The organism is Bradyrhizobium sp. AS23.2 (assembly GCF_001908185.1).
In the GTDB taxonomy this organism is placed as follows: domain Bacteria; phylum Pseudomonadota; class Alphaproteobacteria; order Rhizobiales; family Xanthobacteraceae; genus Bradyrhizobium.
In genome coordinates, this window is sequence record NZ_LGHM01000047.1 from 72508 (window position 1) to 93610 (window position 21103).

Genomic DNA, 21103 nt, shown 5'->3' on the forward strand with positions numbered 1-21103 from the left:
TAGCCCCGTCGTGCCCGGGCTTGTCCCGGGCATCCACGTCTTGGCCGCCGAAAGGAACGTGGATGGCCGGGACAAGCCAGGACAAGCCCGGCCATGACGATCAGAGAACGATAAAAAAAAAGGCCCGCAGATTTGCGGGCCTTTCGTCTCACCAGCGGCCTGAGCCAAAGCTGAACGTCACGCCGGGGCCGCCGCCGTAATAGCCGTGGGGCCGGCCACCGTAATAACCGTGGGGCCGCGGGTAATAGCCGTAGCTCTGGTAATGCGGGCGATAATAGCCGTGGTGGTGATGGTGCCCGTGGTGGTGGCGGTAGCCGTGATGGTGATGCCTGTGCTGCGCGCTGATGTCGGTCGATTGGCCAACTCGCGCGTTATGCTTCGCACTGGCCTTGCCGGCCGCGTTGGCTGTGGATGCACCTGCGAGCGCAGCAGCACCGACAGCCATCGCGACAAAGAGATACTTCATGTCATCACTCCAGTTGAATGTCGTGAGACAACAGATGGGTGTCGGGTGCGTTCCGGCCAGTACGGGCGTCGAAACGACGCAGATGTCGGTTCGGTTAACGCGTGTGAATGAACGACCGTCGTGCGGTTTATTGTCGCGCCGCTTCAAGCGAGGCGATCACGTCGTCGGTGGTGACGATCCGCGCGAATTCGCTGTTGAGATTCGACAGCGTCATCGCATGGATGTCCTCGGCCGAATGGGCATCGCCATCGGGCCCGATCCGGTCGAACGTCCAGGTCGCATCGCGCACGAGCTGCGCGTCGAAGCCGAGATTGCCGGCCATCCGCGTTGTCGTCTCCACGCAATGATTGGTGGTGGCGCCGCAGATGACGAGCGTGGCGATGCTGCCTGCGCGCAGTCGCTTCTCGAGGTCGGTACCGATGAAGGCGCTGTTGACGCGCTTGACGATCACCGCCTCTCCCGGCGCTTCGCGGGCCTCGTCCTTGACAGCGTAGCCGGTGCCTGATGGCAGGAACGAGGAGTTGGGCTTGGTGCCTTCGTGGCGGATGTGGAAGATCGGCGCGTCGCTCGCCCTGAACGCTTTCAGGAGATCGGCGATGCGCGCCACCGCATCCGGATTGTTGCGCCGCTTGCCCGCCGCCTCCCATTCGTCGAACGCACGCTGGACGTCGACGACGATGAGGGCAGGGAGGGGGCTGGTCATGGAGAGCGACTTTCAGACTTGCTTACTGTGCTAAGTATGCGAGGCGACGGAGGTGGTAAGCAATGTCGATTTTCCCTCATTTCGGGACGGCTCGTGCCCCGGACGCAGCGCAGCGTCTCTTCGACGGTGCGCTGCAGAGCCGGGGCCCACGCTTCCAGCCGTGTCTGCGCCCCATGGGTCCCGGCTCTGCGGAGCAGCGCCGTAGCGTGTCGAAGACGCGCGTGAACGCGCTTTTGGATGCGCTGCACCGCGTCCGGGACACGAGAGTGGGTTACACGAATTACGAACTCGCCCCGGGCGTGGTCGCGGGTCATGGGTCGCTCCGAAGCATGGCCGCCTTGCTGAGGATCAAGGCGGCAAGGACTGGCCGGCCTAGTATCGAGGCCCCAGATTGATGAGGGATCGAGAAGATTGCGAAAGGACGCCATGCCGGGGCCGATCAGTCAACCACAGGCGCTAGCCGAAGTCAGGACGCTGCCGGAGCTCTTGCGCTGGCGCATCAAGGCGACGCCGGCGGCGGAGGCCTATCGCCATTTCGACGCGGCTGTGCGGCGCTGGGTCAGCCAGTCCTGGCAGGAGATCGACGCGGAATTCGAACGCTGGCGGCGGGCGCTGGCCGCGGAGGATATCACGCCTGGCGAACGCGTCGCGATCCTGATGCCGAACGGCATTCCGCATATCGCGATGGACCAGGCGGCGCTGTCGCGCGGCCTGGTGCCGGTGCCGATGCATGCGATCGACAATCCCGACAGCATCGCCTACATCCTCGCAGACTCCGGCGCGCTGCTGCTGTTCGTGGATTCGCTGGAGCGCTGGCAGGCGATCCTGGCCACCGGCCAGCCGCTCGACCACCTCAAGCGCATCGTATGCGCTGATGCGACCGGGCTCACGACGGCGGATGCACGCATCGTCGGGCTCGATCGCTGGCTTGCAGCGGCACCGGGCGCGACCGCGCCGCTGCCTGACGTCGCGGTGAAACCGGACGATCTTGCGACCATCGTCTACACCTCGGGTACGACGGGCCGGCCGAAGGGCGTGATGTTGTCGCATGACAACATCGTCGCCAATGTGAAGGCGGTGGCGCGGCGCATCGCCGCCGAGCCGCACGATTTGTTCCTGTCCTTCCTGCCGCTCTCGCACACCTTCGAGCGGACCGGCGGCTATTACTATCCGATCGCGGCCGGGGCCTGCGTCGCCTATGCGCGCTCGGTGCCGCTCTTGTCGGAAGACCTGAAGCATGTTCGGCCGACCGTGCTGGTCTCGGTGCCGAGGATCTATGAGCGCGTCTACGCGCTGATCATGCAGCACCGCGCTGCGGCCGGCGGCGTCGAGCGTGCGATGCTCGATCTGACGCTCGCCGTCGGCGGCCGGCGTTTCGATGCCCGGCAGGGACGAGGCACGCTGTCGCTGCTCGACCGGCTGGCCTGGCCACTGCTCAAGCGGCTCGTCGCCGACAAGGTGCTGGCGCAGCTCGGCGGCCGCCTGCGCGTGGCGGTCTCCGGCGGCGCGCCGATCGCCGAGCCCGTCATTCGCCTGTTTCTCGCGCTCGGGCTCGACATCCTCCAGGGCTACGGCATGACCGAGACCTCGCCGGTGGTCTCCGTCAACACCGCGGAGGACAACGACCCGCATTCGGTCGGCCACGTCCTCGATGGCATCGAGGTCAAGCTCGGCGAGAACGACGAGCTGCTGGTGCGCGGACCCAGCGTGATGCTCGGCTACTGGCACAAGCCTGACGAGACCCGCCGCGTGAAGGATGCCGACGGCTGGCTGCACACCGGCGACCAGGCCCGCATCGAGAACGGGCGCATCACCATCACCGGCCGCATCAAGGATATCCTCGTCACCTCCACCGGTGAGAAGATCGCGCCGGTCGATCTGGAGACCGCGATCCTCGCCGATCCCCTGTTCGACCAGGCGCTGGTGGTCGGCGAGCAGCGCCCGTTTCTCACGGCTCTGGTCGTGCTCAACGCAAAGGCATGGGCGGAGGAGAAGCAGAAGCTCGCGGCGAGCGGCAAGCAAGGCGAGGCGGCGGAGCGCGCCGCTCTGCTGGCGAGAATCGCGGCGGCCGTGAAAGCCTATCCGTCCTACGCAACACCGCGCGCGGTGTGGTGGACGCTGGAGCCATGGACCATCGCCGCGGGACTGCTCACGCCGACCTTGAAGAACAAACGTCCGGCGCTCGAGCACCGCTTTGCCGATGAGATCGCGCAGATCTACACGAAGAAGCCGGCGGCGATAATTTCGACGTGACTTTCGCCTTTTCGCCGCGTGCGGCATGGCAATCGCATTGAAATTCTCACGAGAGGTCGTCATGCCCGGGCTTGCCGTCTTCGCTGAAGCTTCGCCGGCCCAACACCGGTGGCCCGGCGAAGCCTTGGCGGAGCCGGGTCCCGGGCATCCACGTTCTTGGTGTCCGAGGCAAAGGCGTGGATGGCCGGGACATAGGCGAGCGGAAGCGACGCCGTCCTTCGGACGGCTATGCCCGGCCATGACGCCGTGGAAACACAAATGCTCTCAAGAAAAGCGCGCTCACTTCCTTTTGAAGAGCTGCCATCTCCGCACTTGATTCAGCGCAATTTTAGCCGCGCCTCAACATGCAATGTCGCCGCAAGAATTCGAATTGCAATCGAGGCAAGTCATGAAGGCGTATTTCATTGGTGGCGGAATCGGATCGCTCGCGGGCGCGGCATTCCTGATTCGCGATGCGAGGCTGCCGGGGCGCGACATCGTGATCTACGAGGCGCAGCCGCTCGTCGGCGGCAGCCTCGACGGTGCGCTGCTCGCCAACGGCGCCTATTCGCTGCGCGGCGGGCGCATGCTCACGACCGATCACTACGAATGCACTTGGGACCTGTTGTCGGGCATCCCCTCGCTCGAACACCCGCAGCTCAGCGTGCGCGAGGAGACCGTCGCGTTCAACCTGGAGAACCCCGCCCATTCCCGGGCGCGGCTGGTCGATCGCAACCGCTTCAAGGTCGACGTCTCTCATATGGGCTTCTCCGCGCGCGACCGGCTCGAGCTGCTGCGGCTCACTGAGGCGTCGGAAGAGACGCTTGGTGCCAGCCGCATCACCGACTGGCTGTCGCCCGGATTCTTCGAGTCCAATTTCTGGTACATGTGGCAGACCACCTTCGCCTTCCAGCCCTGGCACAGCGCGGTCGAGCTGAAGCGTTATCTGCATCGCTTCATGAACGAATTCCCGCGCATCGAGACTCTCGCTGGCGTCAAGCGCACCGTCTACAATCAGTATGACGCAATCGTGCGGCCGCTCGCCGACTGGCTGAAGCGGCAGGGCGTGCAGTTCGTGCGTGGCACCCGCGTCACCGATATGGCGCTCGAGAGCGAAAACGGGCGCGTGCGCGTCCGCCAGCTCGTGCTCGACCGCGACGGCCGCATCGCCAATGTCCGCCTCGACGACGGCGATCTCGTGTTTTTCCAGAACGGCTCGATGACGGATGCCTCGAGCCTCGGCTCGATGACCGAGCCGCCGCCGCATCTGACCAAGGCCGACAGCCAGGGATGGGCGCTCTGGGAGACCATCGCGAAGGGGCGTCCTGAATTCGGCAAGCCGTCCGTGTTCAACGCCTCGATTCCCGAATCGTACTGGCTGTCCTTCACCGTCACCTGCCGCGATCCGCGCTTCTTCGACCGGATGGAGGCGTTCTCCGGCAACAGGGCCGGCACCGGCGGCCTCGTCACGTTCAAGGATTCCAACTGGCTGATGTCGGTCGTGCTCTATCACCAGCCGCATTTCGCCGGCCAGCCGAAGGACGTCCAGGTGTTCTGGGGCTATGCGCTGCATCCCGACCGCGTCGGCAATTTCGTCGCCAGGCCGATGTCCGATTGCGGCGGCGCGGATATCCTGAAGGAGCTGTCCGGGCACCTGAATTTCGACCGCGACGTGTTCGAGGCTGCGACCTGCATTCCCTGCCGCATGCCCTACATCACCAGCATGTTCATGCCGCGCGCGGCGACGGACCGGCCGCTGCCGGTGCCCAAAAATTCCGTCAATCTCGCCTTCGTCAGCCAGTTCGTCGAGATTCCCGACGACGTCGTGTTCACGGTCGAATACTCGGTGCGCGCGGCGCAGATGGCGGTCTATCAGCTCATGAAGGTCGATCGCCCGGTGCCGCCGGTGACCCGCCACGACAAGTCGCTCGCCGTCATCTTCGCGACACTGGAGAAGGCGTTCGCGTGAAAGTCTACTTGAACGGATCCTGGATCGACGGTGCGGACTGCCGGATGCGGCGCACGCTCACCGGCCTGCCGTCGGAGACGAACAGCAGCTCGTAGCTGCGGCCCTCGCTGTCGGTGGCAGAGCAGGTGACGTCCTTCACCTTCTTGGCGGCGAAATTGCCGGTCTGGCGGCAGACCCCGGTGGAGACCTGCTCCGCCGGCACCGGCAGGCCGTCGATCCTGGGCCGGTCCTTGGAGTTGAGCAGCATGCGATCGATCGGCAGCTCGTAGGAATTGTCGTCGGCGCGCTTGCCGTTCTCACCGGAGAACGAGACGACGTGATTCTCGTCGGTGGGATCGTCGACAGCGACCGCGAAGTTGACCCGGCCCTTGTCGCCATGGGCGTAGGCGACGGTCTTGCAGGCGAAGGTGCGCCCGGCGACCTTCAGCGTCTTGCAGTGGCCGGACATCAGCGCCAGCAGGTCGATGAAGGAATTCTGTTGTGCCGCAGGATTGTTGACCGGGATCGGCGCCGAAGACCCGGCAAAACAAGGGCTTGCCAGAGCCAGGATCACGGCCATGAGGGTCGCGGCGAGGACCGGTCGGCAGAGGCGCATCGTCAGGCTCATGTGCCAGGGGATCATGGCAGCGGAAAAGTTCCGCCCAATAACCATCGAACCGCAAATTGGTTGCGATCCCGTTTGCTTAAGCCTGCCCGTCTGGAATACCACCGCGCCACCCATCGCGATTTGCCCGATCGCCCCAAACCCGTCCTGGCAGGCACTTGCCGCCAGACCGGTGTTTTTTTCGTGGCGGAGTTAGCCAGTCGCCGCCTGCCAGCGCGTATCGCGCTGGGACGGGCGGCGGTGGAGGCGGGCATCGAGCAGGGTGCGGGCGCGGGGCTGCTCGCCGCTGCGGATCAGCGCGACGATGAAAGTGTCCTCGATCAGTTCGCGCTGGGCGTGGCTGCCGCCGATGCGCACGACCTCGCCGAGGACTGGCGCGAGCGTCTGCGTGCAGGCCGCATAATTCTCGTCGGCAAAGGCGGCGAGCGCGCGGCAGATCGCCGGCACCACGGGGCCGGCCGGCAGCTTGCCCTCAGTGAGCCGCTGCTCGATCACGGCAAGCCGCGCGGCGAGCGCCTCGCGATTTTGCGTTGCGGCGGCGAACAGCGCCATGTGGACGTCGGCGAAGGGCAGGCCGGATCTGGGAAACAGTTTTTGCGCGGCGGCGTCGGCATCAAGCCAGAGCGCCTTGGGCACGGCGTGGCCGTAAGCCGACAGGCGCCAGAGCAGCGAGGCGCCGTCGGTGATGACGTTCAGCGGCGGCGCCTGCGTGACGGTGGGCTGGAGCACCTCGGCATAGATCGCAAGTGCGCGCGCCGCATCGCCATGCTCCAGCGCGCCGAGCGCCTGGTGCCAGCGGATATGGCCATGCAAGATTCCGGCACGGTCGTAGCTCGGAATCCAGTCGTCGACGAGACGGTCGGCCGCCTCGATCGAGCCGTCCTCGAACATCGCATGCAGCACGGCATGGGCGGCGTGGGCGTTCGCCCGGCGCAGGCCGAAGCCGCGCTCGGTAACGCCGCGGCCGCGGGTAACGTCGCCGTTCTCGGTCATCGCCCAGCCATACATGGTGAGGAACCACCAGTCCTCGCCATAGTGCTGCGCGACGCTCTCGCAGAGCTCCTGTCGGGCGCGGTCGTGGTCGGCCATGCCGGAGAAGGCGAACAGGCCGAACGCGCCGAGCGGCAGCGACAGCACCACGGAATCTCGCGGCCAAGAGTCGATATGCTTCAGCGTCGATGTCAGCGCCTCCGGCAGCCGTCCCTCGATCGCAAGCGCCAGCGTCTCGACATGCGAGCGCTCGCGCATCGAGCCGCGCTTGGCCACGAGCTCGCGTGCCACAGCCGCCTTCTGCCGCGCGAGATCGCCCTGCTGATAGAAGGCGTGCAGGCGGGCGCGGGCGATGTGGGGAAGCGCGAACTCCGGATCGGCCGCAATGGCGCGCTCCAGCGTTTCCGCCGTACCGGTCCAGCCTGCGAGCATGAGGTCGACGCCTTCGCGGTAGGCGGATGCCGCCTCTTGCGAAGTGGTGGAGAGTGAAAGGCCGTAGCGATCTTCGTGCGCCATCGTCGTCTCCCGCTTTCAAGCCGTCCGCGCGCGGCGGCCCTCGATTGGATAGGCCGGATCGTTGTAGCCCGGCGTCGAGGGATGGCCCGGCGTCACCAGGCGGTCGATCAGTGCTTCGTCCTCCGCAGTGAAGCGGTAGTCGAGCGCGCGGATGTAGTCGTCCCACTGCTCCTCGGTGCGCGGGCCCGCGACGATCGAGGAGACGAAGGCGGAGTTGAGCACCCAGGCGACGGCGAACTGGCCGGCGGTGATGCCTTTCTTCTCGGCGTGGCTCTTGATCTCTTGCGCGAGCTGGAGCGACTCCGGCCGCCATTCCGTCTGCATCATGCGGGTGTCGTTGCGGCCCGCACGCGTCTCCTTGTCCGGAGCCGCGTCGGGCTTGTACTTGCCGGTGAGCACGCCGCGCGCCAGCGGGCTGTAGGGGACGATGCCGAGGCCGTAATAGGAGCAGGCCGGGAAGTGCTCGACCTCCGGCATGCGGTTCATGGCGTTGTAATAGGGCTGGCTCACAGCGGGCCGGTCGATGCCGAGGCGGTCGCAGATGTTGCAGATTTCGGCGACGCGCCAGGCACGGTAGTTCGAGACGCCGAAATAGCGCACCTTGCCTGCGCGGATCAGGTCACCCATCGCGCGCACCGTCTCCTCCAGCGGCGTCGCATGATCTTCCTTGTGCAAATAGTAGACGTCGATGTGATCGGTGCCGAGCCGCTTCAGGCTCTCGTCCGCGGCCTGCAGCACCCAGCGCCGCGATAGCCCGGCACAGTTGGGATCGCTGCCCATGGGATTGGCGAGCTTGGTCGCGAGCACCCAGGCATGACGGTTGTTGCCGATCGCGCGGCCCACGACTTCTTCAGATGCACCATTCGAATAGGCATCCGCGGTGTCGATGAAATTGATCCCGGCCTCGTGTGCTTTTGCGATGATCCGCTGCGAGGCGGCCTCATCGGTCGGCCCGCCGAACATCATGGTGCCCAAACAGATCGGCGACACTTTCAGGCCACTGCGGCCGAGCTGGCGGTATTGCATGGGGCGGGTCCTTGCTGGTTCTTGCAACAGCATAGCCGCCCAGTTCCGTCATTGCGAGCGGAGCGAAGCAATCCAGAGATGCGTCCGCGGAGAGATTCTGGATTGCTTCGCTCCGCTCGCAATAACGAGGAGGCTGCCTGCCACACTCTCAACTGTCATCGCCCGACTTGATCGGGCGATCCAGTACTCCGAGACAGCACTGGTCGATTGAGAGGCCGCGGCGTACTGGATTCCCCGCTTTCGCGGGGAATGACAGCGTGGGTGTGGTGCGTAGCGTCGGCCCGACTGCTTCCCCTACGCCGGTCCCTTCAAAATCTTGAACACGCCGTTGGCCATCACGATGCAGCGGTCGTCGACGGTGACTTCGGTGCTCATGAAGATGAGGCTGCGCGTCGAGCGCACCACGCGCGGGCGGGAAATCAGGATGTCGCCGATCTGGCCGGCTTCCACGAAATGGGTGTCGAGCTGCACCGTCGCCATGTACTCCTTGCCCGAGACGTAGCGGGCGGTCATGCCGCAGGTGCGGTCGGCGAACGTCATCATCACGCCGCCCTGGACCAGGCCGCGGCGGTTGTGGTGCTTGTCCTCGGTGGCGAGTGCGAACTCGTAATGGCCGTCGACCTTGCGCTCCCATAGGGGGCCGATCAGGTGCATGAAGCCCGTGGTCTCGAGGATGGTCCAGCCGTCCGATTTCAGCCTTGCGGCGGCCTTGCTCGTCATCTTCCGGTCCATCCTCGCACGCGTATCTCTCCTCGTTTCATCAGATGCAGTCCTGGTGTAGTCAAGCATCATGAGAGCTTTCGACGATGCCACCAGACGGAATATCGCAGAGGCCTGCGCGGCATTCGCGCGGCTGCCAGATGAAGCCGCGCCGTCGGCGCTGAAGCGCGCCGCGGTGGTGATGGCGCTGACCGAATCCAGTGACGGCGACGACACCGCCTTCCTGCTCACCAAGCGCGCATCGAGCCTGCGCGCTCATCGTGGCCAGTGGGCTTTGCCGGGCGGCCGCTGCGATGCCGGCGAGACGCCGGTCGAGGCGGCGCTGCGCGAACTCGACGAGGAGCTCGCGCTCAAGCTTACAGCTGACGCGGTGCTCGGCACGCTCGACGACTATCCGACCCGCTCCGGCTATCTGATCACGCCGGTCGTGGTCTGGGCCTCGGACAGCGCCGCGATCCGGCCGAACCCGGACGAGGTCGCATCCGTCCATCGCATCGCGCTTGCGACGATCGAGCGCGAAGAGGCCTTCGACTTCGTCGCGATCCCCGAAAGCGCGCGCCGCGTGATCCGCTTCCATCACCAGATGAGCCTGATCCACGCGCCGACGGCGGCGCTGATCTACCAGTTCCGCGAGGTGCTGGCGGGACGGCACACCCGTGTCACCGACCTGGAACAGCCGGTGTTCGCCTGGAAGTGACGATGGTAAACGGCACGTTAACGTGACGGTTACCGGATGCCTGCTAAGACGGCGGCATGCATCGATCGATTCGAAAGCCCCTCACACTGGTTCCTCTGGCGCTGGTTCCACTCGCACTCGTCCTGCTTGCGCCTGCCGCGCGTGGCGGCGAGGCCGACGCGCTGCCGCCCGCCGTCAGCAATGCCAAAGCCCAGCTCTTGTCGCAGTTTTTTGGGCAAGGCGGCGCCTCGCCTGCCGTGCTCGAATATCGCCGCAAGCTGCAGGAGTATCAGGCGGCGCGGGCTGCCTTCGACGAGGAGGCCGGCGCCTATTGGAGCCAGATCTCCGAGAAGCGCCGCACCCGCAACGCCAAGCGGCGCAGCGGGCAGCAGGTCACGTTAGATGACTACGTGCTGGAACATCCGCCGCTCTATGACGGGCCGAAGCGGCCGGTGAACCCGGAGCCGGAGGAAACGCCGGAACGCCCCGCCCGAAAGCCAATTCCAGTGGTTGCCGATTTCCTGCGCGCGGCGCAGGAGCTCTATCAGTTCACGCCGCAGCGCCCGGCCAACGAGGCCGAGTTCAAGCGCGCCTATGCGCGCTACGCGGTCGCCTCCGGCCTCACGCGCGAGCAGGCGGTGCGGGTCTATTCGTTCGAGACCGGCGGCACCGGCAGTTTCGACGTGCAAGCGGGAATCGAGCATGGCGGCAAGCGCGCGATCTCGACCGCGATCGGCTACAACCAGTTGCTGACGACCAACAGCGTCGAGCTGCTCGCCGAGCAGGGCGATGAGTTCATTCATGCGCTCTCTGACAAGGTGGCGCGAACCTCAGGGCCGGCGCGCAAGGCGCTGGAGCACAAGCTCGTCGTGCTGAAAAAAATGGTGGCGCATGCGAAGTCGGTGCCCGACACCTGGTCGGAGCACGAGAAGATCGGCAATACCGCGCAGGGCTGGGCCATGCACGCGATGGTGCTCGACGTCGATGTCGGGCCGATGCTGCAGACCCACAAGCTGCTCACCTCGGTGCTGTTCGCACGTGCCAAGGGGTACAACCGCCCGCTCACCGCGGCCGAGCTCGAGATGATGAACCTCACCGGCGATGGCACCGGCCTCGACATGGTGACGATGCCGCAGGCGATGCGCGAGCAGGTGCCGACCTCGAACTTCTTCCAGCGCGGCGGCTATGAGCGCAACCCGGTCGCGATCCGCCACAACACCGTGGCCAAGCTGCTCGCCGTGACGGACTCGCGGATGGATTCGAACAGCAGCAACGCCGGCGCAAGGGAATTGGCGGGCGCGTTTTAATGTGCTGCCGTAGGGTGGGCAAAGCGAAGCGTGCCCACCATTCGCAATCAGAGCACGCCGATAGATGGTGGGCACGGCGCTAACGCGCCTTTGCCCACCCTACGGCGTATTCGCGCGCCCCGGGACGACAAAAAGAGGGATTACCGATCCGGCCCGAACTTGAACTTGCCGTCGCCTTCGAGATAGGGGCCGCTGCGCATGTAGAGCTGGCCATTCTGGCCAATGAAGAACAGCGTGCCCTTCGGCACCTTCTTGGCGCCCTTCAGGAGTTCGCCGGCATTGCTGGTGCCCATCTTGTAGGAGAAGGTCTTGCCTTCCTTGTCATAGGCATAGCCGGTGTCGGACTTGAGCTCCCACGGCGTTGCCGCGGTCTGTGCGCATGCCGGAGCAGCGAACGCGGTTACAAGTGCAAGCGAAGCAAGTGCAAATGTCTTCGTTGAAAATGCCATCATCCCATCCTCCCCGTCGCTGGGGTTGTCCCGATGAACAAATCACGAACGATATTTCCAGGTCAATTCGCGAAAGCGCCGCAGCGCATCACGTCCTGCCGAGCAGTTTGTGATTTTCCCTTCGCCCCCGCGCGACTATGTTCCGCTTTCCGTCTAGAACGCAACTCGACAAAATTATTGGTGGGGATGATTCGGATGCGCCATGTGACTAAGATTTGTTGGGCTGCTGCATTGTCGCTGACGGCGGTGGCGCCGGCCGCCCGGGCCGATGACTACCAGCTCAGCCACAACCAGAGGATTTCCTGCAGCCGCGGCCTTGCCCCGGGCAAGCTGAATACCGCGACCTGCAAGTCCTACACCTACCTCTTCAATACCAAGACCTCCGAATATTTCCGCTGCCAGGTCTCCCTGGCGCTGACCCGCGACAACAAGGAAGTCATCAACGTCCAGACCGACGGCGGCTGCACCAAGAAGCCGCGCATCTTCGAGACCGACGGCCGCTATGATTTCGACGCGACCGAGACCGAGCCGCCGAACACCAACTCGTTCTTCGGCCCCGGCGGTTATTCGATCTGGGCCGCCGACATGGCCGCGCAGAAGGTGCGCGGCTGCATCACGATCTCCTCGGGCCTCGGCTCCGACATCTCCAAGTGCCTGGACATGACGTTCCAGTGAGCTATTGGCCCGAAAGGCAGGAATCGAGACGGTCTGGCTCGTGAGCGAGCCAGGCCGTCTCTATGTTTGGGCGCTTTCTTGCCCTACGGTCCCATGCGTCCCGAGGCCGGATGGCCGGGCACCTTGAAGCGCTTGCCGGTGTCGGTAACGTTGGTGCCGTCGACCTTGAGGATGGCGAAGTCCTCGGTGAGATAGTTCCCGACCAGGATGTATTTGCCGTCGGGGGTGAACATCGCGGCTTCCGGCAGCCCGCCGACCTCGATGTCCTGAGTTTTGGTTACCTTTTTGCCGTCGATCTTCAGCACTGAGACGCTGCCGTTCTTCTCGTAAAAGAATGCGTTCTTCGTGTTGGAGCCGCGCAAGATGATGGAGACGGCGAGATCGCCCTTGGGACTGATGGCGAGTCCCTCCGGTCCGTCGCCAACCACGACCCGGTCGATGATGCGCGGCGGCTTGGCTTCGAGATCGATGACGCTCGTCGTGTCGACGCTGCCGTCGGAAGAGCCGGCAGCGCCATTGTCCGAGGTCAAGGCGATCCTGCCGGCGGGAACCACTGCGACATTGTACGGCCACTGTCCGGTCGGCAGGTCGACCTTGTTGTAGGTCACTTTACCGTCGGCGATATCGAGCACCGATATCTTGTGGGCGGGGAACCGCGCCACCAGCGCGCGCTTGCCGTCGGGGGTGAAGGTCGCATGGGCGACGCTGTCGGGCATTGCCACCGTGTCGGTGATCTTGACGTCGGTGCCGTTCACCGAGAGCACGCTGATCGAATTGTCGGCGCGATTGGCGACCAGCGCCATCTTGCCGTCCGGACTGAAGCTCAAGCCTGATGGTTGTTTCCCGCCGGTGATGGTTGCCGCAAGCTTGGGCGGATTGGCACCGAGATCGATCACGTAAATCTTGTTGTCCGGTACCTGTTTCAGCGCATCGCCGTCCCTGACCACATCGACGGAGTCGGCGACCAGTGCGACGGTACCGGTCGGATCAATGGCAACATTGACCGGCGGGCCGACGACTGAGTTCTTGAGAGGAAGAGAGGCGACGATCTTCGGGCTCTCGGGATCGGCAACATCGACGATCAGGACCTGGTCCTTTCCCGGAGCCGCGAGTATCGGCTTGCCATCATCGTCCCACAGCAGCTTCTCGTCCAGACCGACGATCATGAGCGGCCTCGCGTGGGCTGCGATGAGGAGGCTGGTACTAAAAAGGATCGCCGTCACCAAAGATGATCCGGCGAAACGACTGACTGAGGTCATGGCGTTCTCCCTGAAAACGCGGCCTCTGACGGACCGGTTCCGAGAGATTACGCGGGCAGCCGCGGTCTTTCCAGCCTGACGCCCCGGGTATCTTGTGCGGTTACGTCGCAGCCTTTGCCGCAGCCCTGTTTTGCCTTTTGGATGGGTTGATTCTTTTGCCTCATCCGGCCAATTTCGCGGCCGGTTTGGGGAGTACAAAAATCATGAAACGGACGATTTTCGGCGTGGCCGCAGCTCTTGCTCTGGCGGCGTCGGCACCTTGCGCACATGCGCAATCCTTCATCAACGTGCTGACCGGCGGCACCTCCGGCGTCTACTATCCGCTCGGGGTCGCGATCGGGAAGATCTACGGCGACAAGATTCCGAACGTGAAGACGCAGGTGCAGGCCACCAAGGCGTCGGTCGAGAACCTGATCCTGCTGCAGCAGGGCCGCGGCGAACTGGCGTTCACGCTGGGTGACTCGCTCAAAGCCGCCTGGGAGGGCGACGAGGAAGCCGGCTTCAAGAACAAGCTCGACAAGCTCAGGACCATCGGCGCGATCTATCCGAACTACATCCAGATCGTCGCGACCGCCGACAGCGGCATCAAGACGCTGGCCGACCTCAAGGGCAAGAGCCTTTCGGTCGGCGCGCCGAAGTCGGGCACCGAGCTCAATTCGCGCGCGATCCTCGCGGCCGCCGGCATGACCTACAAGGACCTCGGCAAGGTCGAATATCTGCCGTTCGCCGAATCCGTCGACCTCATGAAGAACCGCCAGTTAGGGGCGACCCTGCAGTCGGCCGGCCTCGGCGTCGCCTCGCTGAAGGATCTGTCCACCTCGGCCTCGATCACGGTGGTGTCGGTGCCGAAGGAGACCGTCGACAAGATCGGCCCGCCCTTCATCTCGGCGATCATTCCGGCGAACACCTACACGGGCCAGGACAAGGACGTGCCGACGGCGGCCGTGGTCAACTACCTCGTGACCAGCTCGGCGGTGTCGGATGACCTCGCCTATCAAATGACCAAACTGGTCTACGAGTCGCTGCCCGAACTAGCCAACGCGCACGCGGCCGGCAAGGAGATCAAGCTCGAGACGGCGGCCAGTGGCAGCCCGGTTCCGCTGCATCCCGGCGCGATCCGCTATTACAAGGAAAAGGGGCTGATCAAGTAATCAGCTCTCGGTGTCGAGCGTCATGGCCGGGCATTAGTGCGAAGCGCGTCTTCGCGTAGATGTCCCGGCCATCCACGTTCTGACGCCAGGCGAGGAAGATCGTGGATGCCCGGGCAAGCCCGGGCATGACGGCGCGGGGGGACCGTGCCAATGTCATCAGACGTGATGCTGTTCTGGGGCGATTTGAGATGCTGGAAAAGGCAGAGGGCACCGAAGCGCCCATCAAGGTTGAGTTCGACAATTTCGAGCACGGCTTTCCGGAAGGGTTCGGTCCGGGCTGGTGGGGCCATCTCGCGTACTGGATCGGCATCGCCTTTGCCACCTTCCAGCTCTATGTCGCGGCCTTCAACTATCTGCCGAGCCAGGTGGTGCGCGGCGTCCATGTCGGCTTCCTCGTCCTTCTCACCTTCGGCCTGATCGCCAATTTCACCGCGAAGAGCGATTTCGGCCGTGCGCTGGGCTGGGTGATCGGCGCCGCCGGCTTCTTCTGCGGCCTCTATCAGTGGATCTTCTATGCCGATCTGATCGCGCGCGACGGCGATCCGACCAGGCTCGATCTCGCGGTCGGCACGGTGCTCGCGGTGCTGATCTTCGAGGGCACGCGGCGGCTGATGGGCGCGGCGCTGCCGCTGATGTGCGGCGCGTGCTTGCTCTACTGGTTCTTCGGGCAGTACCTGCCGTCGCCGCTCAACCATCGCGGCTATGACTTCGACCAGATCGTCACGCATCTGTCGTTCGGCACCGAGGGCTTCTACGGCGTGCCGATCTATGTCTCGGCGACCTACATCTTCCTGTTCATCCTGTTCGGCTCGTTCCTGGAGCGCGCCGGCATGATCCAGCTCTTCACCGACGTCTCGCTCGGCCTGTTCGGCCGCACCCGCGGCGGCCCGGCGAAGGTCGCGGTGTTTGCTTCGGGCATGATGGGCACCATCTCCGGCTCCGGCGTCGCCAACGTCGTCACCGTCGGCCAGTTCACCATTCCGCTGATGATCAGGTTCGGCTATCGCCGCGCCTTCGCCGCTGGTGTCGAGGCCACCGCCTCGATGGGCGGACAGATCATGCCGCCGGTGATGGGCGCCGTTGCCTTCATCATGGCGGAGACGCTCGGCGTCCAGTACTCGGAGATCGTGAAAGCGGCCGCGATCCCCGCGGTGCTCTATTTCGCCTCCGCGTTCTGGATGGTGCATCTGGAAGCCGGCAAGCACGGCCTCACCGGCATGAAGCGCTCGGAAACTCCGAGCGCCTGGAAGGCGCTGGTGAAGGGCTGGTATCTCGTGCTGCCGCTCGCGGCGCTGGTCTACATGCTGTTCGAAGGCTTTACGCCACTCTATGCCGGCAGCATGGGCCTCGCACTGACGGTCGCGCTGATCCTCGGCGCCAGCATCACGGCGGGCGTCTCGGGCACGGCGATTCGCTACATCTTCTGGATCGGGCTCGCGCTCGTTGTCGCCGCGCTGTCGCGTGACGGCTTGCAGATCGTGCCGGTCGGCTGCGTCGTCGTCGCATTGATCCTCATCACCGCTTTCGTCCGCGGCGGTCTTGCGGCGCTGCGTTCCTGTCGCGACTCCCTGGCCGAGAGCGCCAAATCCGCCATCACGGTCGGCATGGCCTGCGCCATCGTCGGCGTCATCATCGGCATGATGTCGCAGACCGGCGTCGGCACCATCTTCGGCGGCTGGGTGATCGGTCTCGGCGAGAAGAGCCTGTTCCTGGCGCTGATCATGACCATGCTGCTGTCGATCCTTCTCGGCACCGGCATTCCGACCATCCCGACCTACATCATCACCGCCGCGCTCGCCGCGCCCGCGCTGGCGAAGCTTGGCGTGCCGCTGATCGCGAGCCATATGTTCGCGTTCTATTACGGCATCATGGCCGACCTCTCGCCGCCGGTTGCGCTGGCCGCACTCGCGGCCGCGCCGATCGCGAAGGAGAATCCTGACAAGATCGGATGGGAGGCGATGCGCATCGCGCTCGCCGGTTACGTCATTCCCTTCATCTTCGTCTATTCACCGGCGCTGATGCTGCAGGCCGGCGATCCCATGGCCGCCAAGCTCGGCTTCTACGGCGCGGTGGCGCTCGCGACCTTCAAGGCGCTGGTGGCGATCGCCCTGTTCGGCATGGTGGCGATCGGCTTCCTGTTCACGCGGCTGACGTTCATAGAACGCGTGGTGGCGCTTGGCGCCGCGCTCTGCCTGCTCGGCGATTTCCCATTCAGCGACACAGCGGGCTTCGTGCTCTCCGCCGCGCTCGTGCTGTGGCAGTGGCGGCAGCGCCCGCCGGCAACGGTCGAGGCGGTGTGAGCCTCTGCTTCGCAACCGTCGGGGGCGTGAAGGCGCTGGCGCTTTCCGCGTTCACGCTGGTGTGGACGCATTCGATTGCGAAGGTCGACTGGCAGGAAGACTGGCGCGTCACCCCCGCTGGCCTCGTGCTGGTGCGGGCCCGCGTCAAGGGCACCGGCCCCGGCATGGAGCCGCCGCCCGAAGCGCGGCTCGTCGACGGCTGGTTTCAGTGGCAGCCGAAGCGCGCGCCGATGCAGGAGGTCGTGCTCGGCAATTCAGGTGCGGCCGGGGAATGGCGGCTGTGCCATGACGGAAGCTGCCAAACGCTTTCGGAGATTGTCGGCCATCCCATCGGTGCTAACGTCACCAGGATGAAGGTCTGCAACGATCCGTAGCCCGCAGCGTCGGGGCTACAATGAAGAACAACACAGGAGAAACGTGATGGATCGGCTCAAGGGCAAGGTTGCGATGGTGGTGGGCGCCGGCTCGATCGGACCGGGTTGGGGCAACGGCAAGGCGACCGCGGTGACCTTCGCGCGCGAGGGCGCGCAGGTGTTTTGCGTCGATCGCAACGGCGCGGCCGCCGAAGAGACCGCGAAGATCATCAACGATGAAGGCGGCAAGGCGACGGCGTTCACGGCCGATGTCTCGCGCGCCAGCGAGATCGAGGCGATGGTGGCGGCGTGCCTGAAGGCCTATGGCCGCATCGACGTGCTCGACAACAATGTCGGCATCGCCGAGATGGGCAGCGTGGTCGAGGTGACCGAGGAGAGCTGGGACCGCGTCTTCAGCGTCAACCTCAAGAGCGCCTACTTTGCCATGAAGCACGTCATTCCCGTGATGGTGAAGCAGGGCGGCGGCTCGATCATCAACATCTCCTCGATCGCCTCGATTCGCCACATGGGTATCTCCTACGTCACCTACGGCACCTCGAAGGCCGCGATGAACCAGATGACGCGCACGACCGCGATCGAGTTCGCGCGCCATCATGTGCGGGTGAACGCGATCCTGCCCGGCCTGATGAAGACGCCGATGGTCGCGCATTCCGCAGGGCTCGCGAGCAGCTATGCCAAGGGTGATGTCGAAGCGATGTGGCGTGCCCGCGACGCCCAGGTGCCGATGGGCCACATGGGCGACGCCTGGGACGTCGCCAATGCCGCGCTGTTCCTCGCCTCGGACGAGTCGAAATATGTGACGGGAATCGAGCTCGTGGTGGACGGCGGGATCACGTGCAAGGCGGGGGCATAGCTTCAACCTCACTGTCGTCCCGGGGCGCGCGTAGCGCGAACCCGGGACCCATAACCAAAGGGAGGAGTCGTAGCACGAGCAGGTAACCACGGGTCTTCGCCAAATCACGTCCTGTGGTTATGGCGACGAGCGCAAGCGCTCGCGCAGGGGGCCCGGATCTGCGCTTCGCTTGTCCGGGACGACAGGGGCATGTTCGGCGCCTACTGCGCCAGCGCCAGAATCCCGCCGGCGAATGCGTGCCACGCGGCGGTCTCGCTGACCGGCCAGTTCAGCACCTTCACCGCCAGCAGCGCGAGCGTGCCGTAGATGTAGACCGGATGCACGCGGCCCTCGGTGCGCCAGTCGCGCACCATGGCGACGACGAGCAGGAGCGACGCGACCACCGCCGGCGCGATCGTCACCGACACCGGCGGCGGGCCGGGCTGGCCGGGCGGCGCGAGGAAGGTCATGAACCAGCGTGCGATCGGGGCATCGAGAATCGAGACCGCGGCGAGCAGCATCAGGCGCTTGTGAATCTCGGGCCTGCGCGTGTTCATGATCGCGAGCACGAACACCACCGCGAAGAACGCGATCCCGCTCATCGGCACGATCGAGAAGCCGATCCCGGCATCTTGCTGTCCGAGCGCCGCGGAATGCTTCATCACATGTACAGAGGCGAGGAAGCCGAAGATCGTCATCGCGGTCGCGAGCGAGACGCCGACGATGCCGAGCGCGCGATGATTGACCACGCGGCCCGAGGCGGCGAGCCAGGTCTGGATCACGAAATAGACCGACCAGGTGGAGAACAAGAGCCCGTGAAAATGAATGACCGGGCTCGCGGACAACGTCCCCTTGGCGAGCGGCACCCAATAGGTCGGTGCGAAGCCGAGAAGCGCCGTGGCCGCGCAGGCCAGGGACATGTGGAGATAAAAATTTCGTGCAGGCGACGCATCACGCGCGCGTACACGACGGTCGTCGGTAAGGGTCGTCATGAGGGATGAGTCTGGGACGGCGGCGTTTGGTTCAACGCCGGCACTGTCCTGTGTGGTCTAGCGCACGTTGTTCAATCGCAAATATTGCCTCAATCTCGATTGTCGTCCCGGGGCGCGCGCAGTGCGAGCCCGGGACCCATAACCACGAGCGGTAGGATGACGCGAGGTCGGTAACTCCGAGTCTTCGCCAAACTTCTTCCTGTGGTTATGGATCCCGGATCTGCGCTTCGCTTGTCCGGGACGACAGCGGAGTTTGCTGGCTCACCCTCCTGCGCTCAATTCCGCGCGATCAAGCTCCTCCTCGAGGCGATGGAAGGCGTCGTCGCCGATCACTTCGGTAGCGCGCAGTTCGAAGATCGATTTGCGCGCGGCTTCGATGGCGCGGCGGCGCAGGGGATCGGTCGGCATCTCGCCGCTGGCGATGCCGCCGTTCGGATCGTTCTCGGCCTGCATGAGGGTGGCGCGATATTCGAGTCGCAGGATTTCGGCCTCTTCCGACGGATCGCTTTCGATCGCATCGAGCGCCGCTCGATAGGCGACGGCGCGTCCGCGCGCAACCTCGACGCCGACGGGGTCGTCGTCCCTGAGGCCGAAGGCCAGGATCAGCGGCCGCAGCGTCAGCCCCTGGATGATGAGCGATCCCAGCACCACCGCGAAGGCGATGAAGACGATGAAGTCGCGTTGGGGAAAGTTCTCCGGCAGGGCAAAGGCGGTGGCGAGTGTGACGAGGCCGCGCATGCCGCACCAGGAGATAATGAGGCCGCCCTTCCGCGAGGCAACGGCCTTGGGGTCCTTGGGATGATAGAGCCCGCGCACGATCAGGACGCGCAGCGTCGTGCGGTAGAACGTCACCCAGAGCAGCCGCACCAGCACCACCGTGAGCAGGATCCAGGCCGCGGCCACGCAATATTCCCAGCGCACGTCCGCGTCCAACCGCGACCAGATCGGCCGCATCTGCATGCCGATCAGCATGAAGGCGAGCACATTTAGTACAAACACCATCGTCTCCCACACCGCATAGGACGGCACCCGCAGCCGTGCCGGGATGCGTGCCGGCGCCGTACGTGCGACGGCGATGGCGTAGACCACGATGGTAAGGATGCCGGAGAGGCCGAGATGCTCGGCGGTGATCCAGATCATGAAAGTGGTGGCGAACTGCAGGATGATCGCGCTCGGCACCTCCTTTACGCGCTCCATGATGGGCGGGATGACGCGTGCGGCGAGAAGACCGGCGAGGACGCTGCCGACCAGCCCCAGCGCAATCGTCGGCGCGACCTCGCTCCATTTCAAATGCTCCGTGGCGACCGCGCCGACTGCGATGCGATAGATCAAGAGCGCGCTGGCGTCGTTAAGCAGGCTCTCGCCTTCAAGCACCTTCACCATGCGGTGAGGCAGCTTGACCTGGCTCAGGATCGCGACAGCCGCAGCGGCATCCGGGGGGCGCCACGATGGCGCCGAGCGCGATCGCCGCGGCCCAGGGCATATCGGGCACCAGCCGGTGGGCGACGTAGGCCACGCCGGCCGTGGTCAGGCCGACCGCCGCCACCACGAGCGTCGAGACCGGAATCCAGTTGTTGCGGAGATCGCGCAGCGAGGTGTCGTAAGCGGCGTCCAGAAGCACCGGTGCGACAAAAAGCGCCAGCGCCAGGTCTGGCTCGAGCGTCCAAGTCGGGCTCTTCGGCACGAAGGCGATCAGCGCGCCGCCGATGGCGAGAAAGGTCGGGTAGGGGACCTTGATCCGCCGCGCCAGCGCCGATAAGGCAACGGCGCCGAGCAGCAACGCGATGATCCATTCGAATGTCGACACGAGAGTTCCGGAAGGCGATTTGAGCGATGCGACAGGCTAGCATCAATCCGGCGTA

At 64.9% G+C, this 21103-nt stretch carries 18 protein-coding genes and 1 pseudogene; 9 read left to right on the plus strand and 10 right to left on the minus strand.

Features of this window, described 5'->3' with window-relative positions; translation table 11 throughout:
• Positions 1-148: 148 nt before the first annotated feature.
• Positions 149-466 (minus strand): hypothetical protein, encoded by a 318-nt coding sequence (locus AC630_RS11095; protein ID WP_074118575.1) that lies wholly within the window; start codon positions 464-466, stop codon positions 149-151.
• Between the two features lie 127 nt (positions 467-593).
• Positions 594-1169 (minus strand): cysteine hydrolase family protein, encoded by a 576-nt coding sequence (locus AC630_RS11100; RefSeq protein ID WP_074118576.1) that lies wholly within the window; start codon positions 1167-1169, stop codon positions 594-596.
• Between the two features lie 426 nt (positions 1170-1595).
• Between AC630_RS11100 and AC630_RS11105 the strand changes: the two genes are divergently transcribed.
• Together AC630_RS11105 and AC630_RS11110 are read left to right on the plus strand one after the other, a co-directional pair.
• The gene (locus AC630_RS11105; RefSeq protein WP_074118577.1) at positions 1596-3422 is read left to right on the plus strand and encodes an AMP-dependent synthetase/ligase; all 1827 of its coding nucleotides are present in this window, start codon (positions 1596-1598) and stop codon (positions 3420-3422) included.
• A 349-nt stretch (positions 3423-3771) separates the two neighbouring features.
• Positions 3772-5370, plus strand: coding sequence for an oleate hydratase (locus AC630_RS11110; protein WP_143197962.1), 1599 nt, complete (start codon positions 3772-3774; stop codon positions 5368-5370).
• 4 nt (positions 5371-5374) lie between these two features.
• On the opposite strand, the gene AC630_RS11115 is transcribed toward AC630_RS11110, so the two are convergent.
• The 4 genes from AC630_RS11115 to AC630_RS11130 all read right to left on the minus strand — a co-directional run bounded on the left by AC630_RS11115 (position 5375) and on the right by AC630_RS11130 (position 9226).
• Complete coding sequence (locus AC630_RS11115; protein WP_074118664.1) at positions 5375-5965, minus strand: hypothetical protein; 591 nt, start codon at positions 5963-5965, stop codon at positions 5375-5377.
• A gap of 201 nt (positions 5966-6166) precedes the next feature.
• Positions 6167-7480 (minus strand): tetratricopeptide repeat protein, encoded by a 1314-nt coding sequence (locus AC630_RS11120; protein WP_074118578.1) that lies wholly within the window; start codon positions 7478-7480, stop codon positions 6167-6169.
• 15 nt (positions 7481-7495) lie between these two features.
• Positions 7496-8506 carry an aldo/keto reductase gene (locus AC630_RS11125; protein WP_074118579.1) on the minus strand — a complete coding sequence of 337 codons (1011 nt, stop codon included), beginning with the start codon at positions 8504-8506 and terminating at the stop codon, positions 7496-7498.
• A 294-nt stretch (positions 8507-8800) separates the two neighbouring features.
• On the minus strand, positions 8801-9226 hold the full coding sequence (locus tag AC630_RS11130; protein ID WP_074118665.1) for a PaaI family thioesterase: 426 nt from the start codon (positions 9224-9226) through the stop codon (positions 8801-8803).
• 67 nt (positions 9227-9293) lie between these two features.
• Here AC630_RS11130 and AC630_RS11135 point away from each other — a divergent pair, with 67 nt between their 5' ends.
• Positions 9294-9923: an NUDIX hydrolase gene (locus AC630_RS11135; protein WP_143197965.1), complete on the plus strand. Its 630-nt coding sequence runs from the start codon at positions 9294-9296 to the stop codon at positions 9921-9923.
• A 56-nt stretch (positions 9924-9979) separates the two neighbouring features.
• Positions 9980-11209, plus strand: coding sequence for a hypothetical protein (locus AC630_RS11140; RefSeq protein WP_074118581.1), 1230 nt, complete (start codon positions 9980-9982; stop codon positions 11207-11209).
• Between the two features lie 140 nt (positions 11210-11349).
• Here AC630_RS11140 and AC630_RS11145 read toward each other — a convergent pair whose 3' ends face one another.
• The gene (locus AC630_RS11145) at positions 11350-11658 is read right to left on the minus strand and encodes a hypothetical protein (protein WP_074118666.1); all 309 of its coding nucleotides are present in this window, start codon (positions 11656-11658) and stop codon (positions 11350-11352) included.
• 195 nt (positions 11659-11853) lie between these two features.
• On the opposite strand from AC630_RS11145, the gene AC630_RS11150 reads away from it, so the two are divergent.
• Positions 11854-12333 carry a hypothetical protein gene (locus AC630_RS11150; protein WP_074118582.1) on the plus strand — a complete coding sequence of 160 codons (480 nt, stop codon included), beginning with the start codon at positions 11854-11856 and terminating at the stop codon, positions 12331-12333.
• A gap of 83 nt (positions 12334-12416) precedes the next feature.
• Here the strand turns inward: AC630_RS11150 and AC630_RS11155 are convergent, their stop codons facing one another.
• Positions 12417-13499 carry a lactonase family protein gene (locus AC630_RS11155; RefSeq protein WP_083636194.1) on the minus strand — a complete coding sequence of 361 codons (1083 nt, stop codon included), beginning with the start codon at positions 13497-13499 and terminating at the stop codon, positions 12417-12419.
• A 296-nt stretch (positions 13500-13795) separates the two neighbouring features.
• On the opposite strand from AC630_RS11155, the gene AC630_RS11160 reads away from it, so the two are divergent.
• The 4 genes from AC630_RS11160 to AC630_RS11175 all read left to right on the plus strand — a co-directional run bounded on the left by AC630_RS11160 (position 13796) and on the right by AC630_RS11175 (position 18270).
• Positions 13796-14743, plus strand: coding sequence for a TAXI family TRAP transporter solute-binding subunit (locus AC630_RS11160; RefSeq protein WP_074118584.1), 948 nt, complete (start codon positions 13796-13798; stop codon positions 14741-14743).
• A gap of 188 nt (positions 14744-14931) precedes the next feature.
• Complete coding sequence (locus AC630_RS11165) at positions 14932-17043, plus strand: TRAP transporter permease (RefSeq protein WP_074118585.1); 2112 nt, start codon at positions 14932-14934, stop codon at positions 17041-17043.
• The gene (locus AC630_RS11170) at positions 17040-17417 is read left to right on the plus strand and encodes a DUF1850 domain-containing protein (protein WP_245330336.1); all 378 of its coding nucleotides are present in this window, start codon (positions 17040-17042) and stop codon (positions 17415-17417) included. Before AC630_RS11165 ends, AC630_RS11170 begins: the two co-directional genes overlap by 4 nt.
• A gap of 46 nt (positions 17418-17463) precedes the next feature.
• Entirely contained in the window at positions 17464-18270 is an 807-nt protein-coding gene (locus AC630_RS11175; protein ID WP_074118587.1) for an SDR family NAD(P)-dependent oxidoreductase, read from the plus strand.
• 200 nt (positions 18271-18470) lie between these two features.
• On the opposite strand, the gene AC630_RS11180 is transcribed toward AC630_RS11175, so the two are convergent.
• Both AC630_RS11180 and AC630_RS11185 read right to left on the minus strand, forming a co-directional pair.
• On the minus strand, positions 18471-19241 hold the full coding sequence (locus tag AC630_RS11180) for a hypothetical protein (protein WP_074118588.1): 771 nt from the start codon (positions 19239-19241) through the stop codon (positions 18471-18473).
• Positions 19242-19502: 261 nt separating this feature from the next.
• A pseudogene (locus AC630_RS11185) lies at positions 19503-21048 on the minus strand (cation:proton antiporter).
• Positions 21049-21103 lie beyond the last annotated feature (55 nt).